Below are 16,106 nucleotides of genomic sequence, written 5' to 3' on the forward strand. Positions count from 1 at the left end.
TCAGACGTCCTCCGTCCAGTCGGTGCCTACCGGGATGTCGGCCCAGGAGACGCCAGGGCTGTCGGCGAGCCAGGAGCCCGCGGGGGCCTCCAGCAGGTCGCGGGTGGTGATCTGCATGCGGTCGGCGGGCAGGTTCCATGTGACCGACTGCACGACCCCGGAGGCGTACGTCCCGTCCGGGAGCGTCACGTTGACGACCTGCCCGGGCGCGGCCCCGTAGTCGGACACGGCCTCGATCCGGACGCTGCGTCCGTTACCGGTCAGCCACCGCAGGATCGTGCGGGCGGCACCGACGCGCGGCTGCGGCCTGCGCTCCCTCGTGACCTTGAGCACCTTGCGGGAGTCGGACGGCCCGGCGGACTCGTAGACGACGTGGTCCACGCCACCGCTGTCCGTCCACCGCCACTCGACGACGACCCCGTCGTACCAGCCGTCGGTCGAGAGCGTGTCGACCGACGCGGTGCGGATCGGCGTCACGTGCAGCACGCCCTCACCCGCCGCGGCGGGATAGCCCAGCCGCCACGAGCCGCGCTCGTCACACCACAGTCGACGCTCACTGGAGGACACGAGGGGGTAGAGGTAGTCCCACACGGACGTGCCCGGCGTCCACACCAGCGACTCGGCCACCAGGTCGGTGACGTCGTCAACGGCCGCGTACAGCGCCGTCGAGAGCCGCACCAACGCGAGGTTGCACGCGTCGATCAGGGACGTGCCGGCGGGTGCGGTCGGGATGGTGGACGTGGAGGCGACCTGCTGCGCGCGAGCCTCGTCCGACGCGCAGGTGAGGGTCATCGTCCCGGCGTCCTCGTCCACGTCGCGAGACACGAGCACCAGATCCAAGGGTCGTGACGTGGACGAGCGCATCCCCACACCGGCGTTGTAGCCGACCCCGTAGTCCGCACTGACCTGGCCGAGGTTCCTGCCGGCGTAGCGCGCGGACAGGTCGGCCAGGGTGGGCGCGGACACGCCCGGGGGCCAGGTGACCGGGCTCCACGTCGAGGTGGAGGCATTCGCGGTGCCGGTCCACGCGTACTCGTCGGTGTCGGTGTCGACGCTCGCACCGTCGAAGTAGTCCAGGACCGCGGTCTCCTGCTCGCACAGCACCGCATCCACGTCGACCACGTCAGCGACCGCCGTGGAGTCCGTCACGACCGCGAGCACCCCGACGGACTCGCGACCCTCGGGGATCGCGACGACGAGCGTGACGCGCTGCCACGTGCCGGTCAGCAGCACCGGGTCGCCGGTGTGAACCGTCGTCGCCCCGCCGCCGACCGCCTGCGTGGTCAGCGTCAGGTACGTCGTACGCCCCGTCGTGCCCTTGACCCACGCGGACGCGACGAGCGTCGTCGGACCGGACTGTCCCGCCACGACGATGGAGACCGTGCTGGTCCCCACCGCCGATCTCGTCGAGCGCAGGAACGACGTCCCCGCGAACCCGCCCGAGGTGACGCGGGAGAGGGTCGCGCCCGACGTCGACCACCCGGCCGTGCTCGCCTCGATGGAGGGGTTCGTGACGAGGTTGGTGCGCTCGACGCCGCCGACGGTCCGGGTGGGCACCCGCCACGCCGACAGGGCCGACAGTGGCTCACCCTCCCCGAAGCGCTGCCGCGCGAGCATCTGGACCCGCACGCCCGCACGCGGGTCGATCTGCGCCAGCACCTCGGGCGCGGGTGTCGTGCACGTGAGCGTCACCTGCGCGTACGGGGACCACGTCTCGTCGAGCGTGATCCGCGCGTCACGCACGCTCAGCGGCAGTCGCACCCCGGGGACGATCGTCGGAGGGTCGGCCTGCCACACCAGGACCGGCGACCACACGGTCGTGGCCCGCAGCGCGTAGTCGTCCAGGAAGAGGTGGCCCAGCCCGTCCGTGTACGGCGGCAGGGCGGACGGGTAGTTCGTGACGAGGCGCAGCGTGTGCGACGCGGCCGTCGCGGTGAACGTGACGGCCAGGCGCACGTACGTGCCCGTCGTCGTCGCGGCGAAGGACGGGGCGGTGATCCCCACGACGGCAAGCCGGGCCTGCGCCCCGGACGCGAGGTCGACGCGCAGCACCCACACCGACGCCTCATAGGTGCGCCCGACCGTCAGCCCGGTCAGCGTCGTCGTCGCATACTGCGTGCCCGGCGCGGACACCGTCATGGCCGCCGCACAGGAACCCGTGCGCGCCGCGGACGTGACCTCGCGCGCGAGGGACAACGCCGTGCCCTTGGACCACCCGCCCAGGTCCGTCTCGAACCCGTCGGTGGTCACGGTCGAGACGCCCGCCACCCACGACCCGACATCGACGTAGTGGCCCCCGACCGGGCGCAGCACGTCCGGGGTCACCACCTCCGCAGTGAGCGTGTGCGTGGAGATCACGCCGCGACCTCCTGGTAGTCGACGTCCAGCACCCAGCGCCGGCCCTCGAGCCGCAGATGAAGGCGCGAGGGGACGAACCGCATCACCCCGTCGGGTCCGGACCCGACGGGCATGCCCAGGTCGTCCGTCGCGAGGGTGAAGGTGCCGACCTGCGAGAGCACCGTCAGGGCCGCGTCGGCGTCCTGCGCGGTCAGGTAGAACAGGTGCAGCGTCCCCGTGCGTAGCCCGGCCGGCGACAGCGTGACGTCCGGGTCGCCGCGGCCGATGATCCGGTGCACCTGCACCGGCCTGTCGACCGTCGCCTCGTACCCGAGCACCTGGTCGGGGGTCGTCGAGATCGACCCGGATGTGATGGTCGAGGTCATCAGGTCACCGCCGGTTGCCCAGGACGCGCCACGCCCAGGTTGATGAGGAAGGTGCGGTCGGCCAGGGCGCGCGTGATCGACGTCGTCAGCCCGTCCGGGTCGAACGTCACCTTCACCGGCGGCGGGACCACCTGGTTGAGTGCCGCCGACACGACGGCCTGTGCCTGTGCGTTCAGCCGGGCACGGGTCGCCGGGTCATCCATGCCGGTCGCGATCCCGTCCGTGATGTCCGCACCCCGCAGCGCCGCGTCGTTCTCCGCGTACCGGCGCAGCTCCGCGTCCGTCGAGTTCGCGAGCAGGTCGGCCGTCGCGCCTGCGACCTCCGGCCCCTTCTCCACCAACTCGTCGATCATCGCGTCGGTCAACCCACGCGCCCGCAGCGTCCCGATGTCTGCCATGAAGTTGGCCTGCTCGGTGAGCTGCGCGTTCTGGTCCGCGATCAGGTCCGCCATGGTGACCTTCGCATCCCGCGCGTAGTCCTCCCAGGTGTCCTTCTGGTCATCCGTCGCCGCCGCGAGCTTCTGCGCGTTCTCCTGCTCGGCCGCCGACTTCTCCGACAGCAGCCGCTCGTACGCCGACACCGGGTCGGCGGCGTCAGCGACCGCGGCCAGGTAGGACTCCTGCGCCGAACGGGCCGACTCGATCGCGTCCTGGCTGGCGCGGTACTTCTCGAGGGTCTGGCCCTTCGCGTCCGCGAGCGCCTGCTCGATCTCGAGCGCCTGCTCCTGGGTCGCGATCTCATCCTTGAGCAGGGCGTTACTCTCGGTGAGGCCGTGGATCTGCTCCGTGGTCAACTTGTTGCCGTTGACCATCCAGATCTCGCCGTCCGCGCGGATCTTGTCCGCCTCCTTGAGCGCCTCGCTCACGCCCTCCTGCGCGCGACGCAGGCCCTCGAGCCGCACCATCGGGTCCGGGTCGCGGAACGTCTCGAACAGGCCCTGCAGGTCGAGGGTGCCCGTGGACGCCGCGCGCGACAGGGACTGGATGCCGGTCACCGACTGGTGCTGCCAGACCTCCCACACGGACTTCGCGTCGGTGACCTGCTGCGTGACCTCCGACCACCGGTCCGCGAGCGCGTCGACCTTCTCCGTGCCCGTCGCCTCCGACAGTTCCGCCCCCAGGGACGACGCCGCCTCCGCGATCGCCGCCGTCTTGTCCGCCGCGGCCTGCAAGCCCGCCGCGAGCAGGCCGATGCCCGCTGCTGCGCCCACACCGGCGGCGATGCCCATCGCGCCGAAGCCCTCCGCAGCCTCCGCGATGAAGCCCTGCAACCCGTCGAGGACCGAGTTGAAGTCCTGGAAGGAGCCGCCCATCTCCTTCGCGTTCGACATGGCGTTCTGCTTCATGTCGTCCATGCCCTCGGAGGCCTCTTCGGTCCCCCGCTTCATGTCCGCGCCGAGGTCCTTGCTCGACCGGGAGACCTTCTCCGAGGCCTGCGCCGCCTCCTTGAGCGCCGGGGTCAGGTCGCGGGTGATCTGGCGTGCCGCGTCCTGCGCCCCGTCCTCCACCTTGTCGAGGCCCTTGGTCGCGTCCTTCGTCGCGTCGTCGAGCTTGTCCGACGCCTTGGAGACGTCATCGAAGGCGTCGGCCACCTGGTCGAGGCCGGACTCCGCACCCGCCGTCTCGGCATCGACGATGATCTTGATCGGGTCGCCCGCCACAGGTCACCCCTTCCCGTCGATCGCTTCGTAGATGCGGCGGTTCCACTCGCGCGACCAGGAGCCGATGATCTTCGGCATCGCCTGTGCGACAGCCGGCATCACGACGTAGCCCTTGAGCCGCTTCGGCGGCAGCCGGTGCGCGGTACGCCGCACCACCTCGTGCGACCCGCCCCGCCGTGAGCGGCGCATGTAGCGCGTGTACTCGCCCTGCCGCGACGACCCGAACTCGAACGTCTCGTCGAGAGTCATCGGCGTGCCGCCGCCGGACATCCGCCGCGACGACGCGCCCGCCACGAGGTACAGGGGAACGCCCGCCTCGACACGGGTGCCGGACTTGAACACCACGCGCTGCATCGGGTACGGGGCGCGGGCCACCGACTCGCGCATCGCACCGCGCCAGATCGGGTTGAGCTCGGCGCGGTTCGCCTTGCGGATGGAGTTCTTGAGCTCCTTCGGCAGGGTCCGGAACGCGCGCCGTGCGGCGTCGGCGCGGCGACGCGACTCGGGGTCGACGTAGACGCGCACCGACGCCGCCGCGGGTCAGGCGACGGTCGGGGTGCCCTGGACGCCGAACGTGACCGACGCCATGGCCTTGCCCTTGGGTCCACCGATCGGGCCGGGCACGAGCGTGATCGTTGCTGTGACGGACTTCGCGCCGGCGGTCTTCGGCTTGAACACCGCGTCGGTGGTCAGCCCCGGGTTCGACTGGAGGTAATTGGAGAGGCTCGTGGACGTCTCCCAGTCCTGGATGTAGCCGACGGTGCACGTCCACGAGTCGATCGACACGTCGGAGACCGTCGTGCCGCCGATGCCCGAGAAGGTGTCGGTCGTCGTCTGCGGGGTGAACAGGACGGACTCGAGCGCCGCCTTGAACTCGTAGGTCGTCCCGCCGCTCGGGCCGACGATGAGCGAGACGTCCTTGAGGAAGAGCGGGTTGGTCAGCGGGACCGTGGTGGTGGCCATGAGCGTGCTCCTGTCAGTCGGCCGGGGTGGTGAGGAAGAACGCGGGGCGGGACACGGTGATGCGCGCGGCGGCGTACACCTGACCGCCCAGCTCGATCTCGACGAGGCCCGCACCGTCCACGGACCACTCGGAGCCCGCCGCGTAGATCGCGTCGAGCGCCTGCTCCGCGAGCGACTCGACCTCGACCGTCTGCGTCAGGGACATGCCCTTCGACGCGACCGTGAGGACGTCGAAGCGGGCGTCGCACACGCCCGTGACCTGCGCCGGGGTGATGAGGTTCTCGTGCCCGACGATCAGCACGCCGGGCGGGGTGAAGGTCGGCGCCTCCCACACGGTGAGCACGGCGCCGTCCTTGGTGACCTTCTCGACGAGCACGGCCTTGAGGTCCGCGCGGATGTCCGCGAGCGCACCCATCAGGCGAAGCCCGCCGGGAGGAACGGGTCGAGGATCGGGCGAGCCGTCACCATCGGATCCTTCGGCACGCCGACCGACGCGCCGTCGTACGCGTACTGCTCCTGCCCGTCCGGCGCGGACCGACGTCGCATGACCTTCGACGCACACTCAAGCACCGCGCCGTCACGGATCGCGGCCGGCACGTCAATCTCGAACGTGCCGATGTACGCCCCGACGAGCGCCGACGCCTGGTCGTAGGCGGAGCCGGCAGCGGCGTCGTCGAGGTCGCGGGTGCCGCCGACGTACACGATCAGCGCCTCGACCTGCTCGGGGGTTGCCACGTCAGGCCTTGCGGGTGCGCTTCGGCTTGTCGCCGGCGGACCAGTGCTTGATCGCCGCGTCGACCTGCGCCACACGGTCCTCGAGGCCGCGCACGACGTAGCCCGCGCGCTCGATCTTGAGCGCCTCGATGTACTGCGCCGCACGCGAGTCGATCGCGCCCTCGGCAGCAGCCTTGCGCTTCTCTGCCGCGGCGCTCTGATCGCTCGTCGCCGTCGGGTCGACGGCCGTCTCGTCCGACATGGTGATCCCTCCTCGGGTGCTGCGCCGGGTGCGCACCCCCGCCCCCCGACCGCGTGCAGCCGGGGGGCGGGAGAGCACGACCGGATCAGAAGGTCGGGGTGACCAGGCCGGTGCCGTTGATCTTCTGGGCGTGCGCGCGACGCGCGAAGGTGTAGGCGAAGTAGCCGTAGACCACGAGGTCCACGGCGAGCTTCTTCGCCTGCGTCTGCTCGGCACGGATGAGCATCGGCGCCGAGGGGTCCTCCCACAGGTGGGCCTCGTTCTGCGAGACGAAGTAGATCTCGTCCTCGTTCGTGCCCGCGCCGAGGTTCGTGGCGATGTTGTTGTCCACGATCACCGGGACGCCCGACGGCAGGATGCCGCGGAAGCCCGAGCCGTAGCGCTCGCCGTAGTTGACGCCCGCCTGCTGCACCGCCGCGCCCGGCTGACCGAACAGCGGCCAGGTCGAGGTGAGCTGCGACTGCAGCCAGTACCAGCGCCGCGAGTGCATGACCGCCACGACGTCGCCCGCCGCCTGGTCGAGCAGCGCCGCCTCGACGGCCGCCGGCCCGGCGAGCAGCTTCGGGTACAGCTCCGGCGCCGTGGGGGTACCGTCGGTGTACGCGATCGCCGTCGCGACGTTCGTCAGGCCGTTCGTCGCCTGGTTGAGCAGCTTCGCGTCGAGGCTGACCGCGTAGGCGCGGATCAGGTCGTCGACCACCGTGTCCTCGACGCCGGTGCCGCGCTCGAGCGCCTGGCGCGAGACGGTCTGCGAGCCCGCGTTGGTCTGGATGTTGACCGTCAGCAGGGTGTCGTCGATGTCCGTCTCGGAGACGGAGGCGTTTTCTGCCGACTGCACGTCCACCGAGGTGCCGGTGGTGACCTTGCCGAGCGCGACGGTCATGCCCTCGGGCGGAAGGTCGTGCGGGCGGCAGACGTCCGCGAACGGGCGGCCTGCCCGCGCCAGGGGCGCGTACTCGTCGACGAGGTACTGCGGGACGACGAGGCCCGCGAAGGCGCCCGTCCCGGCGGCGCGCGCGAGGAAGTCCGAGCCGCGCTCGACGACCTCCTCCTGCATGTGCCGGCGCAGGCGCTCGCTGGCGCCGAAGTCCTGGAAGGCGAAGGCGCGGGCGACGTCGAGCGCGAAGCCCTTGCCGCGGCGGTCCTTCTCCTTGTTGTACGTGCGCTCCTCGGAGACGACACGCGCCACCTCGTCGTACGCGAGCTTGCGCGTCTCCTCGACGACGGTCGTCTCGGCGGCGGCGCGCGTGATCTTCGCGTCGTCCTCGGCCTCGCGCTCGAGCGTCGCGAGCTCGTCCTGCAGCCGCTTGTGGTCGGCGGCGACGGTCGCCTTCTTCTCGCGCAGCTCGGAGACGCGCGCCTCGTCGGGGGTGTCCGCCTCGCGGGCGGCGTTCAGGTCGTCGACCAGCGTGTTGTGCTCGTCGACCTTCGCGTTGATCGCGTGCTTCTTGCGCGCGATGAGCTCCTGCATCGTGGCCACGATGGGCCTCCTGTCTGCCCGTGCGGGCTGTCGTTGACCTGGCTGGGAAGCGGGCCAGTCGACGACAGGCGGGACCGGCCGCAGCCGGGTCCTCGCGCCTCGTGCGAGCAGCGGTGACGCTCGTCAGACGTGCGTCAGGTACTTGGAGGTGACGACCCTCGAGCGGATGCGCTCGAGGGTCACGGCCTGCGAGCGGAGGTCGCCCGAGGTGAAGGGGTTCGCGCCGAAGCCGACGATCGCGACGTCGCCGCGGTGGATGTCGTACTCGTCGATGCGGTACTCGGAGTAGTCCGGCGACCAGTGGCCCCGGACGATCCGGAACATGAACGACATCTCGTCCACGAGACCGGCCCGCAGCTTCGGGGCGATGTACGCCACGTCCGCGTCGCCCGGGTCAAGGCTGGGCGCGTCGACCTCGAGGCCGTCGTCCGACTCGGACAGGACGAGCGTCCCGTTCGTCGTGCGCGCGATCCGGCGCAGCGAGTCGTGCGCGAGGACGAGCGGCACGTCCAGGTCAGCGCGCGCCAGGCTCACCGCGCCTGCGCCTGCGCTCACGACCTCGGTGTACGGCCCCCAGAAGTCGTACATCTCGTACGCCTGCTCGTAGGCCGACGCGACGCCGTGGAAGTGCAGCAGCCCCGAGTCCTCGCCCGCGGCCCGCAGCTCGATGCGCGCACGGGCTGACATCGCCGCGCGAGAGCCCTCGTTCGGCGCGCACCGCCGCTGCCGCGGACGGTCGCCGCGGGTCACACCGCCCTGCGCACGTGCCTTCGCCGCCTCCGCGCGGCGCGCCAGCATCGCCTCGTCCATCACTGACCTCCGCCCGTCGGGGTGTTCGTCACAGGTGCGTTCGAGCGCGTCGGCCACAGGCGGTCGAACTGCGCGTACTGCTCCTCGCTCAGCGGCTCCTCGTCCTCGAGCGCGCGCGCCTCGTCCGGCGTCATCGTGCGCGAGTCGATCCGGATCTTGACCAGCTCGGCGCGCGTCTTGGCGTCCATCGCGAGCACCGCATCTCGGTTGAGCTTCACGTAGCGCGGCGCGGGCAGCAGTGTCGACAGCGCGTCCTCACGCCGCTTGATCGACCCGCCGAGGTTCGTCACGAGGAACTGCAGGTTGCGCTGCGTGATGTTCGCGTACGTGATTGACCCGCCCGCGTTCGACACCACGTCCACCAGGTCCGCCGGCACGCCCATGAAGCGGCACAGGTCCGTGTCCGTGTAGTGCATCTGCTCGATGAACTGCGACTCCGCGGCCTTCGCAGCCATCGGGGTGTACGTCCAGTCCTTGCCGGACACGAACGGCGTGCCCGCGGCGACCGACTCGCCGTAGCGCGCCTTGATCCTCTCGGCCTCACCGGCCGCGAGCACCTTCGCCTCATTCTTGAGGTGCGCGCTCGGGTTCGCGCCGTTCTCGAACCACGCGACCGCCCACTCCTGCGCCGACAGCCCAGCCGTCAGCGACAGCGCAGCAGCGGCGATCGGGGACAGCCCGAACGGGATGCCCGCAACCGTGAACTGCCGCTCGTGCCAGATGTACTTCGCGTCCACGAGCTCGCCGGACACGCGGTACTCGACGATCCGGCCGCCCTTGCAGCGGAACGACACCTCGTCGGGGTCCACCAGGTCGATCCGCGCAGGCTTCCCCAGCGCGTCCGTCTCCCGGATGATGCCCACCGAGTTGCCCGTCCGGTCGAGCGCCGTCTGCGAGGAGTACATCCACTCACCGATGCCCATCGGGTGACCCTCAGCCACGCTCGACGGTGCGACCAGGACGCCCGGCTTCGGCACCTCGACGCCCACGCGGCCGACCTTGCGGTACACGTCCACCGGCATCAGCGACACCAGGTCCGCGCGCAGACGGGTCGCGCCCCACACCACCGAGTGCTTCAGCGCCTTCTTCGGCCCGACGACCGACGCCGCACCCGCACGCGTCGACAGGCCACGCGTCGCCAGCAGCGCGTCCAGCGTCGCCTCACGCCGCTGCGACTCACGGAACAGCAGGCTCATCGGTCCGCCTTCCGTCGCGTCGCCCACGAGATCAGCCAGGACAGCCCCACCAGTGCGACGCCGCCGCCGAGTAGACCCAGCGCGGGCGAGACGATCCACAGCGCCACGACGACCGCCGCCACGAGCAGGAGCCCGCCGAGCAGCTCGAGCAGGTCGGTCACCAGGCCCACGGAGCCCCCCTCACCCGATCGAGTCCATGACGTCGTAGTCGCTCGCGTTCTGTCGCTTCCACTCCCACAGCCCCAACGTGACCGCGATCAGCGGCGCCACCTGAGCCCCGCCCTTGCGGCGGCTCCACTTCCACGCGTCACCCATCGGCTGCTGCACCGCACCGCGCACCGACGCGTCCAGTCGCGCGTCGCCCCAGTGGATGAGCGCACCGTCCACGATCGCGTCGAAGCACTGCGCGCACGCCTCCGCGAGATCCGCGGCCGTGCTGACCGTGACGAGCTCGACACCCAGCGGCTCGAGACGGTCGCGGAGGTCGTCGATCATCGGGGCGCACGGGGACTTCTCGTCGACCACCACCGCGGCCACGTCCTGACGTGCCGCGACGATCTCCACCACGCGAGCCACCAGACGGCGACCCGCCGGCAGCGTCCCCGTGTCCGAGTCACGCGACGGCGCTGCGAGCGTCACCTGCGGCAGGTCCGTGCCCTTGCGCCCGCCGACCACCGCGATGGCCGAGTCCTGCCGGTCCGTGGACGCCTCCACCGCCAGCACCACCGGACCGAGCATCGGGTACTTCTTCGAGCGGTCCTTGCGGCACGCGGTCCACGCGGGCCACGGGATCACTGACGCAGCACCCTCGTCGTCCCATATGCCGTAGCCCTCGCGGCGGAAGTCGCCCTTGTCCTCGAACTGCTCCCACATCCGCTCGATCGCCTCGCGGTTCACGCGGTGCGGGTACGACGGATTCGCCTTCGCGAGCTGGTTCCAGTCGATCTCGTCCCGCGACGCGGACGGGTCCGCGCCGAGCTCGATGTACAGCGCGTTGTACCGCGGCTCGACACCCTCCGCCCGCGCCTCCGCGACGGCGAGCGCCTTCTTGCGGCGGGCCGCGAACACGTCCCCGTTGTCCTCGGGGCGAGGCGGCGTGCCGATGTAGAACACCAGCGGGTTGGTCGCCGCGTTCGTCGTCGGCACCATGTCGACGATCGTTCGGGACTTGAGGCGCTGCGCCTCGTCGAACACGATGAGCGTCACCTTCGTGAAGCCGAGCCCGAACCCGTGCTCGCGAGCGCCGAACAGGATGCGCGACCCGTTGCGGAACTCGATGCCCTCGTCACCGTTGCCCGTCGTGACCCGCAGCACGTGCGGCGCGATCTTCGCCCGCTTGACCATCGCCTGCATCGCGCGGAACGTCTCGTTGATCGTCTTGCCGTGGTGCGCCGTCCAGAGCGCCAGCATCCCCGGACGCAGGAGACACAGCGCGATCACGATGGCGCCGATGAGGTACGTCTTGCCGACCTGCCGCGGCCATGATAGGTGCACCCCGCCGATGCCGGCCGCGAACTTGCCGCCGACGCGCTGCGCGAGGATGAGGCGCCCTGCACCGTCCTGCCACCGGTCGAACGTCAGCCCGAGATCCGCACACTGGTCACGCACCGCGTTCCAGTACGTCTTGACGATCCCCGTCGGCGCGACGAGATGACGGGCAACCTCAGATAGCCGACTCGTCCCAGGCTTCGGCCTCGGTGGCGCCGTGGTTGACATCGGCCTCCCTCTCGGCCGCCGCGACCAGAGCGTCGATCTCGCGCCCGATCTCGAGCTGACGGCGCGACAGGGCAGCCATGTCTCGCGGAGGACAGTTCGGTGCGCTCAGTGCGCGGGCGAGGATCTGCCGCATCGCCTTGAGCTCTGCCAGGTGGTCGTCGGCCTCCGCGGCCTCGATCAGCGTCAGCGGCTTCTTCGGCGCGGGCGGCTCGTCGTCGGGGCGGACAGCGCGCAGGTTGGGCTTCCCGGTCACGATCGTCACCGCCCGCCCCTCGTGGAAAAACACCGGAGAGAGATTCCGTGGGCCGAGCGCCGTCATGGCTCAGGCGCACCTAAAGAACGCTCTGACCTGCGGCGTTGGTCACCAGTCGAGTTCGACGCGCTCGCGGGTTCGTCCTGAGCGCATCCCGTTCGTCACCCTCGCGGCGTCCCACAGGTTGCAGGCGACGCACTCGGGTCCGGCGTAGGTCACGCGGTCTGCCGCGTGCCCGAGGTGCCACGCGGCGGGCGTGTGGGGTGGGATGAACCGCGCGCACTTCGGTGACGGTTCGCCGGCGGCCCATCGCCAGCAGGTGGCGCCACCCTCGGCGTCGATGAGGCGCTGGGTCTTGGCGCGGAGCTTCTGGTGCTGCCAGCCGTGGCGACCGGAGCGGACGTGAGCCACGCGGTTCACCCCCGTGCGCAGGCTGCGAGGTCTACCGTTGCGGCCATGGCGACCGTCCGCATCCAGCCCCTACGCCCCTTCACGACGTACGTGTGTGCGGGGGTGGTGGCTCTGCTCGTCGCGCTCGCGCTGATCGTCGGTGGTGCTGCGGCGTCCGACCCGTACAGCGACTCGTCCACGTCGTCAGTGCTGATCCTGGTGGGCACCGCGCTGGGCCTCGTTGGTGTCGTGCTGCTGCTGGTCGGTCTGGCGCGGCTGCTCGACGGGGTGTACGCCCACTTGGCGATGCGCCGGGTGGAGCGCGGGGTCGACGTCTCCTGACACGACGAAGGCCCGACCACCAGGCCGGGCCTTACGAGGGGACAACTCTCGTGCGGTCAGTGTGACACTAACCGGCCCTCGTCGTCACGTTGCGCAGGTCGGCGCGTCGCTGCCCTTGTCCTGGCCGGTCGCCGTGCAGCCGCAGTGACCGCTCAGCCCTGCGTGCGTCTGCGAGGTCGATGTGGACCTTGCGGCCGATGGTGACGGCCCGCACGACACCGCGCCGCTTCCACTGCCGCAGTGTCGCCTCGGGGACGCCGGTGAGGGTGGCGGCGTCGGCGTAGGTGGCCCACTGTGCGCTCACTCGTTGCCCCTGACCTTCGTCATCTCGCCGAGCGACGCGGCCAGACCGACGGTGATGTACCCGGGCTGTCCGTCGGGCCACTCGCTCCGCACGTCCGCGTCAGGGTCGTCCATCACGCCCGCGACGAGCGCCCAGGCGGTGACGAAGCCCGACGACTCGTCGGCCACGTGTGCGCGGATCGCGTCGTCGAGAGCGCGCTTGGTGGCGTCGCTCATGCGGCACCCCCGCTCGCGTCCCACTTGCCGACCCTCTGCCGTAGTGCGATCTCCACGAGCTCGTCGTAGCGGCCCTCGTCGTAGATGCGTGCGCAGTCGGGGTCGGTGCATTCGACACGCCACGGGTCACCCTCCCACCGGGGTGGCTTGCGGATGAGGGACTTGAGCCCGCACGACGGGCACGGCATCGCGAGCCCTTCGACGGGTTGCGTGTCGTCGGCGGTGGGCCACTGGTGCCGGGCGGTCGCGACGGTGTTCGTGAACGAGCCCACCATGTCGCCGGTGAACGGCAGGTTCAGCGCCCACGGGAGGTGGTCGAGCATCCACCGGATCTCGTCGCCCAGCCAGGGCTTGCGGTCGGGCCAGGTGAGCCGGGCGGGCGCTTCCTCGAGGACGGCCTTGCACCAGCCGGTGTGGTCGGCGGTGATCTCGTCGGCGGCGAGCCATGCGGCGGGCAGGACGGTGCGGTGCGCGGGGTCTGACGTGCCGCCGCTGTCGCTGGGTGGGGTGGCTTGCGCGTAGGGGCGGCCGATCTCGCGCAGGTGCGGCAGGAACGTCAGGAGGCTGACCAGGGTGTCCTCGTAGCGGTTCGCGTGCCAGCGGCAGACGGTGAGCCCGTCGTCGGCGGGTGTGGGGTCGCAGCCGGTGCAGTCGTCGTGTGGTCGGGTGCGCTGCGTCTCGGGGATGTGTCGGCCGCGGATCGCGCAGCTGTGGACCAGGCAGGTCTCGCTCATCGCCCCTCCCTCTCGTGCTTGGCCTCGCACAGCCGCGCGAGTGACGGGATCGCCCATTGCTGCCCGCACACGGCGCACGCCCACGGGTCGCTCATGCCTGTACGCCTCTCTGCGGGCCTGGAATCACACGGGTGTCGTTCGGTGCCTGGGTGGGGTCGTTCGGCGCTCCTGGGCCGGTTCCTGCGACGATCTGGGCCGGTTCCCCGTCGAGCGCCCGCACGGTCGCGCAGGGCCAGGCGACGGCGTACACGTCGCTCGCCTCACACCCGGCGCAGTAGGGCTCGATGTACCCGTACCTGCCGTCGTTCGGGACCCACCCCTGGCCTGCGCCGTCACCAGGTCGGTGCAGCGCCCGCACCCGTTCGACCGCTGCCCGCAGCGTGTCCCGTTCGGCCCCCACCCGATCCACGATCTGCCACACCTCGGCGACCCGGCGTCCATGCAACGAGCACGTCTCCTCCGGCCCCGAGTCGGCGGAGCACCACCCGTCGCACTTGGGCTCACGTTCCTTGAGCGCGTCCCGCTCGGCAATCAGTCCGTCCACGTACGCGGACAACAGGTCCGACCACCGCCGCCCCAGGTTGCCCGGACGGTCCGGCACGACCCGCTGTGCGAGGTCCTGGTAGGCGCCCATGACGATGAGCGCGTCGTCCTTCCAGGCCCGCAGCCGGTCGACGCACTCGCAGTGTTCGTGCTCGGTCATCACCGCGATCTCCCCTCGTGATACCTGCGACGCGCGCATGCTCGACATGCCCTGACGTCTCTGCCGTTCTTCTGATAGGTCCTGGTGTTCTCCGGGGTGAACTCGTGCCCGTGCTTGCACCGTTCGAGCGCGGATGCGTACCTGCGCGAGTTCTCTCCGCGAGAGACCAGTTCAAGATGCGCAGGATTGACGCACCCGCGATTCCCACAGAGGTGGTCCACGGTCAAGCCGTCCAGGATCGGGCCTTTGCAGAGTTCGTAGGCCACGCGGTGCGCGAGGAGTAGTCGACCGGCAGACCCGATGCGCCCGTAGCCGCCCGGCTCACTCCGGCCGCCCTGCCACTCCCAGCACCCCTCGCGCTTGTCCACCTTGGCCCAGAAGCGATCCGCGAGGGGTGCGTACCTGTCAGCCATTTCCGGCCTCGCTGACCACCGCTCGGAGTCGGTCGATTTCGTCGAGCAGGTCGGGCACGTCGTCGCGGGCGTGGGCCACGAACTCGGCGTCAGCACGGATCGGGTCGGCCTCGTCGTCCACGTCCGCGAGGCCCACCTGCGCGACGGAGTGCCGCGGCCCCCAGACCCACATGCGCTCGGTCGTCTCGTGCCTGGATCGTGCGTGGTCGTGGGCGATGACGGTCCACGGCCCCTCGGATGCGGCCTCGACCCTCGCCCGGATCGCGGCCAGCCGGTCATCGGTCAAGTCGCTCATCGTCGTCCCCCCTCGTAGTCGTAGACCCAGACCCGCTTCGGGCCTCGCGCGGCGTGGCCCTCGCCCCTCGGCGCAGTCCATTGGCCCCCGCCTGACGAGCCCGCGGAGTCGGCCGCGTGCCTCCATCCGTCGAAGCGGTAGATGCGGCCCTCGTGCCGGTCCGACGCGCTGTACGCCACGGCGGCCCGGACCGGCCAGTACGACCACGGGCACGCCTCGCGCCACAGGCGCAGCATCACGCGCGTGGCCCATGCAGCTGACGGCGCCGAGCACAGGCGCGCTAGCTCGACCACCTCGCCGCGTGCGTAGGCCGCGACCGTGGAGGAGACGATCGATGCCGACACCGCGAGCGACACGGGCTTACCTGCGACGAACAGCCCCCATGCCTCGACGCCGAACGGCCTACGACACGGACCAAGGTAGTGGCCCCACTCGGTCAGTAGCTGGTCCGCCGTCGAGCGGTCGAGCGCGTCGAGTTGCGCCGGCGGAAGCAGTTGCGGCTGGACGGCGAGGCTCACGATCCCCCCTCTCCCGTCTCGTCCTGCCACAGCGCGGCCACCTGCGCGGCCTGGTGTGCGGCTTGGATCAACTGGCGCAGGGCGTGTCGCTCGAAGCACCTGCACGGCGTCCAGGCGTAGGGGCCAGGGATGAACTCGGCCTCGCAGTCGTCGTCGTGCTTCGCCAGCGCCTCGGCTGCGAACACGCCGGGCGTCTGCTCCGGGGCGGTCATCGGGTCACCTCCCGCACCTCGTGCGGCAGCCATGGATTCCCGAACCACGGGTCGTGCTGCCAGCGCAGAGCGGCCCGCTCGGCAGCCTTGCGGGTCCAGTGACGACTCATGCGCACGGGCACTTCGTAGAGCGCCCACACCTCCCAGCGCCGCTTCACGCGGGCGGTCATCGGGGGCCGTCCTGGGCCTCGATGCACTCGTG

At 70.9% G+C, this 16,106-nt stretch carries 25 protein-coding genes; 1 reads left to right on the forward strand and 24 read right to left on the reverse strand.

Annotated elements, in window-relative coordinates:
• The 15 genes from CCO02nite_RS10040 to CCO02nite_RS10105 all read right to left on the reverse strand — a co-directional run bounded on the left by CCO02nite_RS10040 (position 1) and on the right by CCO02nite_RS10105 (position 12,189).
• On the reverse strand, positions 1-2,358 hold the full coding sequence (locus CCO02nite_RS10040; protein WP_146842998.1) for a carbohydrate binding domain-containing protein: 2,358 nt from the start codon (positions 2,356-2,358) through the stop codon (positions 1-3).
• Positions 2,355-2,723, reverse strand: a complete 369-nt coding sequence (locus CCO02nite_RS10045) for a hypothetical protein (RefSeq protein ID WP_146842999.1) — start codon at positions 2,721-2,723, stop codon at positions 2,355-2,357. The genes CCO02nite_RS10040 and CCO02nite_RS10045 overlap by 4 nt, the downstream gene beginning before the upstream one ends.
• Positions 2,723-4,384, reverse strand: coding sequence for a hypothetical protein (locus tag CCO02nite_RS10050; protein ID WP_146843000.1), 1,662 nt, complete (start codon positions 4,382-4,384; stop codon positions 2,723-2,725). Before CCO02nite_RS10050 ends, CCO02nite_RS10045 begins: the two co-directional genes overlap by 1 nt.
• Positions 4,385-4,387: 3 nt before the next feature.
• The gene (locus CCO02nite_RS10055) at positions 4,388-4,909 is read right to left on the reverse strand and encodes a hypothetical protein (protein WP_146843001.1); all 522 of its coding nucleotides are present in this window, start codon (positions 4,907-4,909) and stop codon (positions 4,388-4,390) included.
• A 15-nt stretch (positions 4,910-4,924) separates the two neighbouring features.
• Positions 4,925-5,347 carry a hypothetical protein gene (locus CCO02nite_RS10060; protein ID WP_146843002.1) on the reverse strand — a complete coding sequence of 141 codons (423 nt, stop codon included), beginning with the start codon at positions 5,345-5,347 and terminating at the stop codon, positions 4,925-4,927.
• A gap of 13 nt (positions 5,348-5,360) precedes the next feature.
• Positions 5,361-5,762 (reverse strand): hypothetical protein, encoded by a 402-nt coding sequence (locus CCO02nite_RS10065; RefSeq protein ID WP_146843003.1) that lies wholly within the window; start codon positions 5,760-5,762, stop codon positions 5,361-5,363.
• Positions 5,762-6,082 carry a hypothetical protein gene (locus tag CCO02nite_RS10070; RefSeq protein ID WP_146843004.1) on the reverse strand — a complete coding sequence of 107 codons (321 nt, stop codon included), beginning with the start codon at positions 6,080-6,082 and terminating at the stop codon, positions 5,762-5,764. The genes CCO02nite_RS10065 and CCO02nite_RS10070 overlap by 1 nt, the downstream gene beginning before the upstream one ends.
• 1 nt (position 6,083) lies before the next feature.
• Positions 6,084-6,323, reverse strand: coding sequence for a hypothetical protein (locus tag CCO02nite_RS10075; RefSeq protein ID WP_146843005.1), 240 nt, complete (start codon positions 6,321-6,323; stop codon positions 6,084-6,086).
• A gap of 85 nt (positions 6,324-6,408) precedes the next feature.
• Complete coding sequence (locus tag CCO02nite_RS10080) at positions 6,409-7,794, reverse strand: phage major capsid protein (RefSeq protein WP_146843082.1); 1,386 nt, start codon at positions 7,792-7,794, stop codon at positions 6,409-6,411.
• 132 nt (positions 7,795-7,926) lie between these two features.
• A complete protein-coding gene (locus CCO02nite_RS10085; protein WP_222593186.1) occupies positions 7,927-8,613 on the reverse strand; it encodes an HK97 family phage prohead protease in 687 nt (228 codons plus the stop codon).
• The gene (locus CCO02nite_RS10090) at positions 8,613-9,809 is read right to left on the reverse strand and encodes a phage portal protein (RefSeq protein WP_146843006.1); all 1,197 of its coding nucleotides are present in this window, start codon (positions 9,807-9,809) and stop codon (positions 8,613-8,615) included. The genes CCO02nite_RS10085 and CCO02nite_RS10090 overlap by 1 nt, the downstream gene beginning before the upstream one ends.
• Positions 9,806-9,979 carry a hypothetical protein gene (locus CCO02nite_RS15715; RefSeq protein ID WP_186812659.1) on the reverse strand — a complete coding sequence of 58 codons (174 nt, stop codon included), beginning with the start codon at positions 9,977-9,979 and terminating at the stop codon, positions 9,806-9,808. The genes CCO02nite_RS10090 and CCO02nite_RS15715 overlap by 4 nt, the downstream gene beginning before the upstream one ends.
• A 10-nt stretch (positions 9,980-9,989) precedes the next feature.
• On the reverse strand, positions 9,990-11,417 hold the full coding sequence (locus CCO02nite_RS10095) for a terminase large subunit domain-containing protein (RefSeq protein WP_146843007.1): 1,428 nt from the start codon (positions 11,415-11,417) through the stop codon (positions 9,990-9,992).
• Between the two features lie 55 nt (positions 11,418-11,472).
• Positions 11,473-11,787, reverse strand: a complete 315-nt coding sequence (locus tag CCO02nite_RS10100) for a hypothetical protein (protein WP_146843008.1) — start codon at positions 11,785-11,787, stop codon at positions 11,473-11,475.
• Between the two features lie 99 nt (positions 11,788-11,886).
• A complete protein-coding gene (locus CCO02nite_RS10105; RefSeq protein ID WP_146843009.1) occupies positions 11,887-12,189 on the reverse strand; it encodes a hypothetical protein in 303 nt (100 codons plus the stop codon).
• A gap of 45 nt (positions 12,190-12,234) precedes the next feature.
• Here CCO02nite_RS10105 and CCO02nite_RS10110 point away from each other — a divergent pair, with 45 nt between their 5' ends.
• Positions 12,235-12,510: a hypothetical protein gene (locus CCO02nite_RS10110; protein WP_146843010.1), complete on the forward strand. Its 276-nt coding sequence runs from the start codon at positions 12,235-12,237 to the stop codon at positions 12,508-12,510.
• A gap of 67 nt (positions 12,511-12,577) precedes the next feature.
• Here the strand turns inward: CCO02nite_RS10110 and CCO02nite_RS10115 are convergent, their stop codons facing one another.
• The 9 genes from CCO02nite_RS10115 to CCO02nite_RS15720 all read right to left on the reverse strand — a co-directional run bounded on the left by CCO02nite_RS10115 (position 12,578) and on the right by CCO02nite_RS15720 (position 16,074).
• Complete coding sequence (locus CCO02nite_RS10115; RefSeq protein ID WP_146843011.1) at positions 12,578-12,814, reverse strand: chaperone modulator CbpM; 237 nt, start codon at positions 12,812-12,814, stop codon at positions 12,578-12,580.
• On the reverse strand, positions 12,811-13,029 hold the full coding sequence (locus tag CCO02nite_RS10120) for a hypothetical protein (protein ID WP_146843012.1): 219 nt from the start codon (positions 13,027-13,029) through the stop codon (positions 12,811-12,813). The genes CCO02nite_RS10115 and CCO02nite_RS10120 overlap by 4 nt, the downstream gene beginning before the upstream one ends.
• Positions 13,026-13,763 (reverse strand): hypothetical protein, encoded by a 738-nt coding sequence (locus CCO02nite_RS10125; RefSeq protein WP_146843013.1) that lies wholly within the window; start codon positions 13,761-13,763, stop codon positions 13,026-13,028. The genes CCO02nite_RS10120 and CCO02nite_RS10125 overlap by 4 nt, the downstream gene beginning before the upstream one ends.
• A 91-nt stretch (positions 13,764-13,854) precedes the next feature.
• The gene (locus CCO02nite_RS10130; RefSeq protein ID WP_146843014.1) at positions 13,855-14,466 is read right to left on the reverse strand and encodes a hypothetical protein; all 612 of its coding nucleotides are present in this window, start codon (positions 14,464-14,466) and stop codon (positions 13,855-13,857) included.
• Positions 14,466-14,879, reverse strand: coding sequence for an HNH endonuclease signature motif containing protein (locus CCO02nite_RS16345; protein WP_146843015.1), 414 nt, complete (start codon positions 14,877-14,879; stop codon positions 14,466-14,468). Before CCO02nite_RS16345 ends, CCO02nite_RS10130 begins: the two co-directional genes overlap by 1 nt.
• Positions 14,872-15,174: a hypothetical protein gene (locus CCO02nite_RS10140; RefSeq protein ID WP_146843016.1), complete on the reverse strand. Its 303-nt coding sequence runs from the start codon at positions 15,172-15,174 to the stop codon at positions 14,872-14,874. Before CCO02nite_RS10140 ends, CCO02nite_RS16345 begins: the two co-directional genes overlap by 8 nt.
• Positions 15,171-15,692, reverse strand: a complete 522-nt coding sequence (locus CCO02nite_RS10145) for a hypothetical protein (RefSeq protein ID WP_146843017.1) — start codon at positions 15,690-15,692, stop codon at positions 15,171-15,173. Before CCO02nite_RS10145 ends, CCO02nite_RS10140 begins: the two co-directional genes overlap by 4 nt.
• A complete protein-coding gene (locus CCO02nite_RS10150) occupies positions 15,689-15,904 on the reverse strand; it encodes a hypothetical protein (protein WP_146843018.1) in 216 nt (71 codons plus the stop codon). The genes CCO02nite_RS10145 and CCO02nite_RS10150 overlap by 4 nt, the downstream gene beginning before the upstream one ends.
• Entirely contained in the window at positions 15,901-16,074 is a 174-nt protein-coding gene (locus CCO02nite_RS15720; RefSeq protein WP_186812660.1) for a hypothetical protein, read from the reverse strand. The genes CCO02nite_RS10150 and CCO02nite_RS15720 overlap by 4 nt, the downstream gene beginning before the upstream one ends.
• Positions 16,075-16,106: the final 32 nt, after the last annotated feature.

The sequence above is a fragment of the Cellulomonas composti genome, assembly GCF_007990245.1.
In the GTDB taxonomy this organism is placed as follows: Bacteria; Actinomycetota; Actinomycetes; order Actinomycetales; family Cellulomonadaceae; genus Cellulomonas; species Cellulomonas composti.